The organism is Paludibacterium paludis, from assembly GCF_018802605.1.
Lineage (GTDB): Bacteria > Pseudomonadota > Gammaproteobacteria > Burkholderiales > Chromobacteriaceae > Paludibacterium > Paludibacterium paludis.
On sequence record NZ_CP069161.1, the window covers coordinates 1,062,540 to 1,074,755 of the forward strand.

Consider the following 12,216-nt stretch of genomic DNA (forward strand, 5'->3'; position numbering starts at 1 on the left):
AGATTATTGGGAAATCAGTTCGGACAGCCGAACCTGGCCCGTTTGCCCGTCGCTGCCGGACAGAAGATCCTCCATGTCCAGAACGAGCACCACCGATCCGTCTCCGGACAGGGTCGCGCCGGCGACGCCCTTGGGGCGGATGTTCTGCAGAGGCTTGATCACCACGTCGTCCCGGCCGACGAACGAGTCGATGGCGAGAATGAAGGACTTTTCCGCCGATTGCATGAGCACGCCGAAGCAGGGCTTCTGGGTCTGCTCCCAGCCGAGCAGTCCGGCGAGGGTCTTGAGCGGCAGGATCTCGTCGCGCACCACGATGGTGGGTTTGCCGGACACTTCCTGAATGGCGGAACCGTCGATCGTGATGATTTCGCGAACCATCGCCAGCGGAACGGCGAACGGCTGGTTGCAGGCGCGCACCACCAGCACCGGCAGGATGGCCAGGGTCAGCGGCAGCGAGATGCTGATCCGCGTGCCTTCGCCCGGCACCGAATTGATGTCGATGCGTCCGTTGAGTTTCTGGATGTTGGTGCGGACCACGTCCATGCCGACACCGCGGCCCGATACGCTGGAGATCTGGTCCTTGGTGGAGAAGCCCGGCAGGAAAATCAGCTGCAGGCACTGCTTCTCGTCCAGCGAGTTGGCGGTTTCGACGTCGATCAGGCCCTTTTCGATGGCCTTGCGGCGCAGCGCGTCGGCATTCATGCCGCGTCCGTCGTCGGAAATCTCGATCAGGATGTGGTCGCCGACCTGTTCCGCGGTCAGCTGGATCACCGCCTGCGGCTTCTTGCCGATCGGAATGCGATCCTGGGGCAGCTCCACGCCATGGTCGACCGCGTTGCGGACAAGGTGAACCAGAGGATCGTTCAAATCCTCGATCATGGTCTTGTCCAGTTCGGTTTCCTCGCCGCTGAGCACCAGTTCCACTTCCTTGCCCAGTTGGCGCGCCAGGTCGCGCGCGAGGCGAGGATACTTCTGGAACAGGCGGCCGATCGGCTGCATGCGGGTTTTCATCACCGCGTTCTGCAGATCGCTGACCAGCAGGTCGAGCTGACTGATCGATTCGTCGAGCGAGCGCAGCGTGTTGGTATCGTTGTTGCCCTGCAGGATTTCGGTCCGCAGCGTGGTTAGCCGGTTCTTGGTCAGGCCGATTTCGCCGGACAGGTTGAGCACCATATCGAGGCGTTGCGTATCGATACGGATGGTGTTTTCCTGTCCACCGCCGCTGCCGCCGCCAGTCGGTTTGCTCTGCACTTGCTGCTTGGGGGCTGCCGCCGGCGCGCTGGGCGCGGCGGCCGGAGCGGCCTCCTGATGAACAGCGGGAGCCGGAGCGGCAGGCGCGGGGGCTGTTGCCACGGGCGCGGCGGCCGGAGCGGGCGCCGGCGCGGCGCCGGATACCGCTTGGTGCAGGGTATTCCAGTCCGGTTCGCCAGGCGTCTGGGACGCCGGCTGCGGCGCGGGGGCGGCCGAAGGCGCGGGCGCCGCGGCCTGTGCCGTGGCGGCGCTGGGCGCTTCGCCGGCGAGTACCGCATCGAGGGCCGCCAGCAACGCCGGATCGGCGGCGCCCGGCATCAGTCCCTGGCCCAGGGTGCCGAACATGTCCTGCACGGTGCCCGTTGCGCTGAGAATGACATCCAGGATTTCCGCCGTCAGCTTCAGTTCGCCGTTCCTGAGTTTGTCGAACAGGTTCTCGGTTCGATGGCAAAGCGTCACCATCGGCGTCACGTTCAGAAAGCCCGCGCCGCCCTTGATGGTATGGAACCCCCGGAAAATATCGTTGAGCAGCGCACGGTCCTCCGGACGCTTCTCCAGCTCCACCAGCTTGTTGTCGACATCCGAGAGGAGGTCGTTGGACTCCATCAGGAAGTCTCCCAACAACTCTTCCATTCCTCCGAATTCACTCATGGTGACTCTCCCGCGTATTCAATAAGCGTTCCGACCCGGGGGATCAGAAACCGAGACTTTCGAGCAGGTCGTCGACCTGCTGCTGGTTGGCGACCACGTCCGAGCGGCCTTCCGGATTGATGACCGGACCGTTGAGCAGGCCCGGATCGATCTCCGCCTTCTTCTCCGTGGGCGAGTAGGCGATCAGGAAAGACAAGAGCTCGGTCTCGATGATCTTGACCATGTCCATCATTTTCTTGATGACCTGCCCTGTCAGGTCCTGGAAGTCCTGCGCCATCACGATATCCAGGAGCTGGGTGTTCGTCGCTTGCGTCTGGGCCGGCACCGACATCAGGTAGTTGCGGGTATCGGCGGCCAACTGGCGGAATTCGTCGACCGACAGCTGGTTGGCGTACAGCTTGCTCCAGCGGTCGCCGAGCGCCTGGGCCTGGGCTTCCATCGCATCCTGGATCGGTCGCGCGATATCGGTCGCGTTGAGCACCTTTTCGGCGGCGCTCTCGGTCAGGGTGGCGATGTAAACCAGACGGTCCTTGGCGTCCGGGAGGGTTTCGGCCATGCGCTCGATGGACTTGTCATAGCCCATGTCCCTCATGGCATCGTGCAGGCGGCGCGTGAGCTGGCCGATATCCTCGTACATTTTTATCGGGTCGGCGATGACCGCTCCCCCTATGGTCAGCACTGCAGCCGGTGCCGGGGTTGCGGCAGCTTCCACCCGAGGCGCGTCCACCGCAGGCGCTTCCTCATGAGGCTGCATGGCGATGGAATCGAACAGAGCTTCGAGTTCCGGCGAATCGCCGCTATCCAAAATATGATCCGGCACGATAAATCCTCCTGAATACAAACCCGGCACAGACGGGCAACACGGCGTTTATTTGTTCATGGCCTGGAAGATCTTGTTCATCTTCTCTTCCAGGGTCGCCGCAGTGAATGGCTTCACAATGTAGCCGCTGGCGCCTGCCATGGCGGCTTCGATGATGTTTTCGCGCTTGGCTTCCGCCGTAATCATCATGAAGGGCAGGTGCTTGAGCTGGGCATCGGCGCGGACGGCCTTGAGCAGCTCGATACCCGTCATGTTCGGCATGTTCCAGTCGGAGACGATGAAGTCGAAATGCTGGGTTTTCAGCTTGTGCAAGGCCACCTGGCCGTCCTCGGCTTCGTCCACGTTGGTGAATCCGAGTTCCTTGAGCAGGTTGCGCACGATCCGTCGCATTGTCGAAAAATCGTCGACCACAAGGAAGCGCATGTTCTTGTCTGACATCGAGGTATTCCTGAAATGGTTCAATAGTCCCGTTGGCTGTAATTCTAGCTGTTACCTCTGCAAGAAAGGAATCAAAGTTTCCGCAAGGACAACGGGATCAAATTTGGCGACGTAGGCGTCCACCCCTACGCTCGAGCCCATGGCCCGGTTCGCGTTGGACGACAAAGACGAGTGCATGACGACCGGAATGCCATTGAAGCGGACATCCGATTTGATCAGGCGGGTCAGCACGTAGCCGTCCATTTCCGGCATTTCCGCATCCACCAGAATCATCTTGAGATTGTCATGCAGCGACTCCCCCTCGCCGAAGTGGCGTTGTGCGAGCAGCTGCAGACGCTCCCAGGCTTCGCGTCCATTGGTCGCCTGCTGGAACTTGATGCCCATTTTTTCGAGCACGCTGGTGATTTCCTTGCGCGCCACCACCGAGTCGTCGACAAAGAAAATATACTGGTCGCTTTCCAGACTGGCGGTAGGGATGTCCGGCACGCGGGATTCGCCGACCACGCTGGCGAGAATCTGCTCCACGTCGAGAATGGAGACCAGTTTTCCATCGTCCAGTTCCGTGATCGCGGTGATCAGGTTGTTCTGCGTCGCCGCGTTGCTCTGCATCATGTTTTCCGGGGCGCGCACCTTGTCCCAGTCCACGCGGATGATGCGGTCGACCGAGTCGACCAGGAACGCCTGGGTGCTCTTGTTGAACTCCGTCACGATCATCGTGTCGTAACGGCGTCCCGAGCTTTCCGCCTGGATGAACTTGGCGAGCGAGATCACCGGAATGATGTTGCCGCGCAGCGACAGCACCCCCTCCACCCCGAAGGGCATGTTGGGTGTCTTGGTGATGGCCGGGGTCTGCGAGACCTCGCGAACCTTGAACACGTTGATGCCGAATGTTTCACGCGTTCCGAGCGAGAACAGCAGGATCTCCATCTTGTTGGAGCCGGCAAGCTTGGTGCGCGCGTCGACAGTGGCAAGCAAGGAGGCGTCATTCGCAGGCATGGTCAATCCCTTCCCGATTCTTCTGGTCAGTCAGTTTGTTCGATCTTGAGCATTTCGCGCAGTTTCATCGACAGCTTCTGCGGCTCGAACTTCGAGACGTAGGAGTCGACGCCCACGGATTCGCCCAGCTTCTGGTTGGACGAGCCCGACAAGGAGGAGTGCATCAGCACGGGGATGCCCTGAAAACGCGGATCGCTCTTGATCATCTTGGTCAGCATGTAGCCGTCCATCTCGGGCATTTCCACGTCGGTGAGCACCAGGTGGAGAATGTCGCTGAGCTTGCGGCTGGCCAGCTCGGCCTGGGTCGCCATGCGCTGCAGTTCTTCCCAGGCCTTCAGACCGTTGATGGCGGACGCGTACTTGATGTTCATCACTTCGAGCGTGCGTTCGATCTGCTTGCGCGCCACCACCGAGTCGTCGGCGAAGAACACCATACGCTCGACCTGGATCGGCTTGATGTTGATGAACAGGTGGGCGTCCTCGGTCAGGGTGGTCTCGGCGAGCACCTTTTCCACGTCCATCATCATCACCAGCGAACCATTGTCCAGTTCCGTCACGGCGGTCACGAGGCCGGCCATGCGGTTGGTGATCATGTCGGGCGGCACGCGCATCGCGGACCAGTCCAGACGCAGGATGGTATCGACCGATTCAACCAGGAAGCCCTGGGTGTGGCCGTTGTACTCGGTGACGATCATGATTTCGGGTTTGCTGCCGGTCACGATTCCCGCATACTTGGCAAGATCGATGACAGGCACCAGTTGTCCCCTCAGACTGACCATCCCCTCAACCGAAGAGGGCATTTCCGGAGCGGACGTGATCTCCGGGGTCCGCATCACTTCGCGAACCTTGAAGACGTTGATCCCGAAGACTTCTTTCCGTCCCGTGCGTTGATCCTGACCCAGGGAGAAGAGCAGGATTTCCAGTTTGTTCGTCCCGGCCAGTTTGGTTCGGGCATCAATTTTTTTGAGAAGCTCTGACACAGAAACCTCCGCAGCATCTTTGTGTGGCGTAACTCATATATTCCCTTTATACGCCAGTTATAGGTCTTTCCCGCGGTTTTTTGACACTGAAATTTTGCCATTGCCAAATTGGCGCGGTTAGGCATGTGTAATTATCATACTGTTTAAGCGAATTTTACAAATATCAGATCGAAAATGCCCGATACTCGTTCAAAATTGGCCGACCAGCAGAAGCTTGAGGCGGCGTTCGAGCAGTTCAACGCCGTTTCCGGCCAGTTGATCGACGCGTACAACCAGCTCGAGTCGCAAGTCAATGTGCTCAATGCGCAGCTTGACGAGGCCAACAACGAACTGCGCCGCCAAGTGTCCGCCAATGCCGCGCTCGCCGAGCGTTTCGCCATGCTGCTCGCGGCTTTGCCCGCCGGCATCGTCGAACTGTCGGCCGAGGGCCGCGTCCTCGCGGAAAACCCCGCCGCCGTGGCGCTGCTGGGCGGCAGCATGGCGTTGGGCTCCTGGCCTGACATCGAGTCCCGGCTTGGCGAGCCGCAGGCCGACAAGACCTATCGCGTGACGGATCCGGGGTCGGGCGCGGAACGCCTGCTGACCCTCGAATTCACCGCCTTGCCGGCCTTGGGCGGACGCATCGCGCTGCTGCAGGACGTGACCGAACTGCACCGTCTTTCCCATGAAGTGGCCCGCCAGCAGAAGCTCGCGGCCATGGGCGGGATGGCCGCTTCGCTGGCCCATCAGCTCAGAACACCGCTCTCCACCGCGCTGCTTTATGCCGCCAATCTCAAGCAGGAAGGGCTGCGCGAAGAGGACCGCCAACGCTTCCTCGACAAAATACTAGCAAGACTGAGGGCTCTGGAAGGGCTGATTCAGAATATGTTGAGCTTTGTCAGAGGAAGAGTGGGAGAAAGGGAGCCGCTGGCCCTGTCTTCGGTGGTCGAGGAGCTGGTGGCCGTGGTGGCCCCGCAATGCGCGACCCGTGGCGTCCGTCTGGAGTGCGGACAGCCGTCCGGAGCCGGCCCTGTTCTGATGGGCGATCGCAAGGCCTTGCTCGGCGCCTTGACCAATCTGCTGGAAAACGCCCTCCACTACACCCCGGCCGGAGGCGCCATCCGCCTGGAAGTCAGCGAGGATGCCGGGCAGGCGGTGATCAGTGTGGAGGACGACGGCCCCGGCATTCCGCCGGCCTGCCTTGACCGGTTGTTCGAACCGTTTTTCACCACCCGGTCGGGCGGAACGGGACTGGGACTTGCCATTGTCAAAAAAGTAGCGGAAGAATTAGGGGGCAGGGTGTCCTGCTCCAACCGTCGGCAAGGGGGCGCCAGATTCGAGGTGTGCCTGCCGACGCTGGGCCATCATCAGGCCGGAGACGGCCAGGGAGGGGCGGAATGAAACCGTTGATCAAGATTGAAGGCACAACCGGGCGCTTGATGCTGATCGGTCAATTCGACTTCAACATGCACAAGGATTTTCGGCAGGCGAGCCAGGAGCTGCTCGACAACCATTCCATCAATGAAATTGTTGTCGACTTCGACCAGGTCCCCTTTCTTGACAGCTCGGCGCTGGGCATGCTGCTGCTGCTCAAGGAGCGGGCCGCCGCGCAGAAAAAGACCATGGTGCTGAGCAATTGCCACGAGACCGTGCAACAAGTGCTGGAAATCGCCTGCTTCAATAAAATGTTCACGATCCTGCGGTGAGGTCCGGAGCGGTTCATGCGGATTCTCGCGCAGGTTTCGGCGCCCACGCGTGCCGCCTTGCGGTCCGACCCGTGGTTGAACGGCTTTGACTGGCATTTCCGGGAAGACGGTCTGGCGTCCTACGACCTGCTGATTGTCGAGGAGGGCGATATCCCGGCGCACCGGCAGGGGCCGGTCTGGATGTTCGGTGGCGGGCTCTCCGGTTTCGATTGTGGCGAGGGGGTTGAGCATTTTCCCGCGCCCGTGGACATGGCCATGCTTTCGGACCGGTTGCTCGCGCTGATGTGGACTCGCGGGCAACTGCTGCCCGCGTGCCTGGCGCGGCTCCCCCTGATGCTGGAAAACGGGGCGCTTTCCATGGCAACCCGGCCGTCGGCGGCCATGCCGCGAGAGAACGGCCATTTTCATCTTCGTGTGGCGCCGTTGCAAACGCATGGCGGCGACATGGCGTTGAGAGTCGATCTGCCGGATCAGACCGTGCTGGCGTTATGCGACGCCATAGGGCATGGCGAAGAGGCGGGCCTCGACTGTGTGCTTTTCGCTCTGCAACTGGCCGAAATGTTGCCGTGCATGGGGTTCGGGCCGCATTTTCTCCGGGCGCTCGACCGTGCTGTCGGCCGGTGTCTTGAGCGCGGGCGTTTTGTGGCGGCCGGTTTTTTGTGTGTCGACTGGCGGTCGGGGCGTGTCCGGATTTTCAATGCCGGCATGCCCGATACCCTCATGGTGCTGCCGGGGCGGCCTGTCGAGCGGTTCGCCTCCGAAGCGCCTCCGTTCGGGCTGGGAATGATCCCCGAGTCCGTTTCCTTTCGATCCTCCGCGTTGCAGCCTTGTTCGCACTGGGTAATGTCCAGCGATGGCGTGGACGATGCCGCGCTGGGCCAAGAGGTTTTGCGCGCCGGCGAGGATTGCCTGTGCGGAGTCGCTGGCGCGGCCGGCAGTGCTATTCCCGTGATACGGACCCCGCTTGCCGAGGACGATGCCTCGCATATCCTGTTCGCCATTTCCCGCCGCTGACTTTCGCCTGACCGGTTGGCCAATGACCCTTGCTATCTAAATATTTTTTTAAATTTTCCTTGCGCTTCGGTCTATTTTGAATGAATACCTTGAGTATCACCATGTCAAATGTTTCCGTAGTGGAAGCCAGGAAATGACAAAAATATTTGCCGTAAACAAGACGTTTCGGCTTGCGATCGCGGTGGGTGCGTGTGTTGTGCTGTTTGTGCTGTCAGGGGTTGGATTGCCGGCCTGGAGCGTCGCGTTGGCCGGCTGCGCGGCGGTTGTCATCCTGCTTCCCCAGCAACGTCAGGGCGAACATCTCCCGGTTTCCGAAGCGTCAAGTCCGGCGCGTCCGGACATGTCCCTGAGCGAACTGGCCGAATTTGCGCATCACCACGCGGTGTCCGCCAGGGAGGAGTCGGTTCGCGTCCAGACACTGGTCAATGATGCCGTGCGGACACTGGTGGAGAGTTTTTCCGGATTGGCCCGCGAAGCCGAACAGCAACTGGCGCTGGCCAGCTCTCTTGCCCGGGGCGAGGCGGCGCTCGACCAGATGGACATGTCGTTCAAGCAGTTCGTCGAGGAAATCGCCGCCGCCATGGCGGAGTTTGTCGACAAGACAGTGGAAAACAGCCGGCTGGCGATGCTGCTGGTCGAGCACATGGAGAAAGTCGTCGGACAGGTGGGGGCGGTGCACGGCCTGCTTGACGAGATCCACACCATCACCAACCAGACCAACATGCTGGCCCTCAATGCCGCCATCGAGGCGGCCCGCGCCGGGGAAATGGGCCGGGGTTTCGCCGTGGTGGCCGACGAGGTGCGCAGCCTGTCGGCGCGAACCCAGAGTTTCAACGACGAAATCCGTTCCATGATGCTCGGGGTGCGCGACTCGATCAACGATGCGGAAAGCCTGATTCATCAGCTCGCCTCCCAGGACATGATGTTCACCTTGCAAGCCAAGCAGAAACTTGGCGAGACATCCGGAAAAATTTCCGATCTGGACGCCCGTATCGCCGAGTCGGTCACGACGCTGACCCACGGCGTGGAGCGGCTGTCCTCCGAGGTGAACGACGCGGTGCGGTGCCTGCAATTCCAGGACATGGTGTCGCAACTGGTCGGTCACGTGGGGCGCCGCCTTGAAGGCATCGAAGAGGTCATGCTGCTGGCCCGCGAGTCGGGTTCGGGTGGCGTGGACGGGCATGCGCTGTCGAACGCCATCGCCGACTGGCAGGGAAGGCTTGAACGCAATCCCGTGCGCCAGGAAGGAATGGACAGCGGCAGCGTGGAACTGTTTTGAATGAGCGGGAAGGCCGTAACGTTATGCCTAAAAAAATTCTCACCGTCGACGACTCCAACTCCATCCGCCAGATGGTGTCGTTCACCTTGAAAAGCGCAGGCTACGAGGTCGCCGAAGCGCCGGACGGGAATGCCGGCCTGCAAAAGGCCCAGTCGGACCGTTTCGATCTGATTCTGACCGACCAGAACATGCCGGGCATGGATGGCCTGACGCTGATCCGGCACCTGAGAAAACTTCCGTCCTATGGTGCGACGCCGATCCTGATGCTGACCACGGAGTCCAGCGACGAGATGAAATCGCTGGGGCGCGCGGCGGGCGCCACCGGCTGGCTGGTCAAACCGTTCGACCCGCAAAAATTGCTGGATGTCGTCAAACGTCTGGTCGGCTGACATGCCGCACCCAAGGAGGCCGCTGTGAGCTTCGATATGTCCCAGTTCCATCAAGTGTTTTTTGATGAAACGGAGGAACATCTTGCCAGTATGGAGTCTCTGCTTCTGGCTTTGCCCATCGAGAGTCCCGATCCGGAGGATCTGAACGCGATTTTCCGGGCGGCCCATTCGATCAAGGGCGGCGCCGCCACCTTCGGCTTCGATGACCTGGCCGATCTGACCCATGTCCTGGAAAACCTGCTTGACCGCATACGCAAGGGCACCATGCCCCTGACGCGCGAGAGCGTCGATATCTTTTTGCGCGCCAAGGACATGCTGGCGGACATGCTCGGCGCCCACCGCGGCGGCGACGCCGCCGATGCCGACGCCGTGAACCGGGTGAAGGAAGAGCTGGTTCGCATCGCTCAGTCGCAGGACGGCGGCGCCGGCGAAGCGGTGCCGGACGACGCGCCGGCCGCGGCTTCGGGCGGCATGACGCACACCCTGTCCATCGAGATTTCCGCCGGCGCCGAAGGCGTGGAGAGCCTCCTGGAAAGCCTGGCCCTGGAGGGTGATCTGACGATCTTGAAGCGGCCGTCCGAGGATGATTCCTCCCCATGGGTCGTGCGTCTGGTTGGCGCCCTCGATGCGGGCGAGGCGGCGGAAACGCTCGCCTTTGCGCTCGTTCCCGAGGCCTTTCATGTCGTCGCCGGGTCGGCGCTCGAAGAGTCGGACGGTTTTGGTCTGTTCCTCGATGAGTCCTCGGATTCGCTGGCGGCACCGGTGACGGCGGCTACCGGGAACGAGACGGTGGAGGACGACTCCGGGTTCGGGTTGTTCGAGCCCTTGCCCGCCACGGGCGATACCGAGACCGGTATCGAAGGATTCGGCCTTTTTGACGCGGTCTCCGCTCCGGAACCTCAGCGCAAAACGGAGCCGGTTCCCGCCGCCTCGGCCGCGCAACCTCAAACCGCCGGTCATCCGGGCGCCAAGGGCGGAGAAAACTCCATTCGGGTCAACATCGAGAAAGTGGACTTGTTGCTGAACCTGGTCGGCGAACTGGTGATCACCCAGTCCATGCTGATGCAGTCGGGCAGCCGGCTCGACCCCGCCGAACACGAGCGTTTGCTTGACGGCATCGGGCAACTGGAGCGCAACTCGCGAGAACTGCAAGAAGCGGTGATGTCGATCCGCATGACGCCGATTTCCTTCGTTTTCAATCGTTTTCCCCGTGTAGTGCGGGATCTGACCGCCCGTCTGGATAAGGAAGTCGAACTGAAGATGATCGGCGAGAATACCGAGCTGGACAAAGGTTTCATCGAAAAGCTTTCCGATCCGCTGACCCACCTGGTGCGCAACAGTCTTGACCATGGCATCGAGTCGCCCGAGGAGCGCTCGCGCAAGGGCAAGCCTCCGGTGGGGCGGTTGACGTTGAGGGCTTTCCACCAAGGCGGCAGCATCGTCATCGAAGTGACCGACGACGGGGCGGGTCTGGACCGGGAACGCATCCTCGCCAAGGCGCGCGAACGAGGCATGACAGTCAGCGAGGCACTGTCGGACAACGAGGTGTGGAACCTGATTTTCGAGCCGGGGTTTTCCACCGCGAGTGTGGTGACCGACGTGTCGGGACGCGGCGTCGGCATGGATGTGGTCAAGCGCAACATCATGTCGATGGGCGGTCATGTGGACATCGACTCGCTCAAGGACTTCGGAACCACCATCAGTATTCGCCTGCCGTTGACGCTGGCGATCATGGACGGCATGTCGGTGCGCATCGGCGAGGAGATCTACATCCTGCCCCTGTCGTTCATCCTCGAATCCCTGCAGCCGCCAACCTCCGATGTTTACACCGTTTCGGGCAAGGGGCTGGTCGTCAACGTGCGCGGCGAATACCTGCCGATCGTGCATCTGGCGGGGCTGTTCGAGGTGTCAGGCGGCAAGGCGACGCCCTCGGAAGGCATTCTGGTGATCGTCGAATGCGACGAGAGCCGTCTGGCCCTGATGGTGGACGAACTGATCGGGCAGCAGCAGTTCGTCGTGAAAAACCTGGAAACCAATTACCACAAAGTGGACGGCATTTCCGGCGCCACCATTCTGGGCGATGGGCAGGTGGCCCTGATCCTGGACGTCACCACGATTGTCCGCAGCAATCAGAAGCAGGCTCTGGCGGCGAATGGCGGTATGGCGACGGTTGCTGGCCTGGCATAAGGAGAATCTCTATGAACGCGACCGACAGTGCGGCCGGCTCGGCCGCCCGGCAATCGTCCCGGGAACTGCTGGTGTTTACCCTGGGCAGTGAAGAGTACGGTATCGACATTCTCAAGGTTCAGGAAATTCGCGGTTATGAATCGGTGACGCGCATCGCGCGCGCCCCGGCCTTTATCAAGGGTGTCATCAACCTGCGCGGCAGCATTGTGCCGATCGTGGACATGCGGCTCAAATTCGCGCAGACGGAAGCGACGTACAACCCGTTCACGGTGGTCATCATCCTCAATATCCTGGACCGCACCGTTGGCATCGTGGTGGACGGTGTGTCGGATGTGGTGGACCTGACTCCCGAGGCCATCCGCCCCGCGCCCGAGTTCGGGGCCGCCGTCGATACGGCGTACATCCACGGCCTTGGCGCGATCGGTGAACGGATGGTGATTGTCGTGGATATCGAGCGGCTGATGAGCAGCGAAGAGATGAGCCTGGTGGATGACGCCGTGCGCGCTCAGAACAACGTGTAAAGGGG

The 12,216-nt window shown here is 61.2% G+C and carries 12 protein-coding genes; 7 read left to right on the plus strand and 5 right to left on the minus strand.

Going from position 1 to position 12,216, the window contains the following annotated elements; genetic code table 11:
• Nucleotides 1-3 precede the first annotated feature (3 nt).
• The 5 genes from JNO50_RS04815 to JNO50_RS04835 are packed head-to-tail and all read right to left on the minus strand — an operon-like array spanning nt 4 to nt 5,136.
• Nucleotides 4-1,902: a chemotaxis protein CheA gene (locus tag JNO50_RS04815; protein ID WP_189535226.1), complete on the minus strand. Its 1,899-nt coding sequence runs from the start codon at nt 1,900-1,902 to the stop codon at nt 4-6.
• A 43-nt stretch (nt 1,903-1,945) separates the two neighbouring features.
• Nucleotides 1,946-2,722 (minus strand): protein phosphatase CheZ, encoded by a 777-nt coding sequence (cheZ, locus tag JNO50_RS04820; RefSeq protein WP_189535227.1) that lies wholly within the window; start codon nt 2,720-2,722, stop codon nt 1,946-1,948.
• Between the two features lie 48 nt (nt 2,723-2,770).
• Entirely contained in the window at nt 2,771-3,160 is a 390-nt protein-coding gene (gene cheY, locus JNO50_RS04825) for a chemotaxis response regulator CheY (RefSeq protein WP_189535229.1), read from the minus strand.
• A gap of 51 nt (nt 3,161-3,211) precedes the next feature.
• Complete coding sequence (locus tag JNO50_RS04830; protein WP_189535231.1) at nt 3,212-4,156, minus strand: chemotaxis protein; 945 nt, start codon at nt 4,154-4,156, stop codon at nt 3,212-3,214.
• Between the two features lie 26 nt (nt 4,157-4,182).
• On the minus strand, nt 4,183-5,136 hold the full coding sequence (locus tag JNO50_RS04835) for a chemotaxis protein (RefSeq protein ID WP_189535232.1): 954 nt from the start codon (nt 5,134-5,136) through the stop codon (nt 4,183-4,185).
• Between the two features lie 174 nt (nt 5,137-5,310).
• Between JNO50_RS04835 and JNO50_RS04840 the strand changes: the two genes are divergently transcribed.
• From JNO50_RS04840 to JNO50_RS04870, 7 genes are all read left to right on the plus strand, one after another.
• Nucleotides 5,311-6,516 (plus strand): sensor histidine kinase, encoded by a 1,206-nt coding sequence (locus tag JNO50_RS04840; protein WP_229804767.1) that lies wholly within the window; start codon nt 5,311-5,313, stop codon nt 6,514-6,516.
• Complete coding sequence (locus JNO50_RS04845) at nt 6,513-6,821, plus strand: STAS domain-containing protein (protein ID WP_189535234.1); 309 nt, start codon at nt 6,513-6,515, stop codon at nt 6,819-6,821. The genes JNO50_RS04840 and JNO50_RS04845 overlap by 4 nt, the downstream gene beginning before the upstream one ends.
• A 15-nt stretch (nt 6,822-6,836) precedes the next feature.
• A complete protein-coding gene (locus tag JNO50_RS04850; protein WP_189535236.1) occupies nt 6,837-7,835 on the plus strand; it encodes a SpoIIE family protein phosphatase in 999 nt (332 codons plus the stop codon).
• A 133-nt stretch (nt 7,836-7,968) separates the two neighbouring features.
• A complete protein-coding gene (locus JNO50_RS19120) occupies nt 7,969-9,114 on the plus strand; it encodes a methyl-accepting chemotaxis protein (RefSeq protein ID WP_189535238.1) in 1,146 nt (381 codons plus the stop codon).
• Nucleotides 9,115-9,137: 23 nt separating this feature from the next.
• Nucleotides 9,138-9,503 (plus strand): response regulator, encoded by a 366-nt coding sequence (locus JNO50_RS04860; RefSeq protein ID WP_189535240.1) that lies wholly within the window; start codon nt 9,138-9,140, stop codon nt 9,501-9,503.
• A gap of 90 nt (nt 9,504-9,593) precedes the next feature.
• Nucleotides 9,594-11,690 carry a chemotaxis protein CheW gene (locus JNO50_RS04865; RefSeq protein ID WP_229804773.1) on the plus strand — a complete coding sequence of 699 codons (2,097 nt, stop codon included), beginning with the start codon at nt 9,594-9,596 and terminating at the stop codon, nt 11,688-11,690.
• An 11-nt stretch (nt 11,691-11,701) separates the two neighbouring features.
• Nucleotides 11,702-12,211, plus strand: coding sequence for a chemotaxis protein CheW (locus JNO50_RS04870; RefSeq protein ID WP_189535244.1), 510 nt, complete (start codon nt 11,702-11,704; stop codon nt 12,209-12,211).
• Nucleotides 12,212-12,216 lie beyond the last annotated feature (5 nt).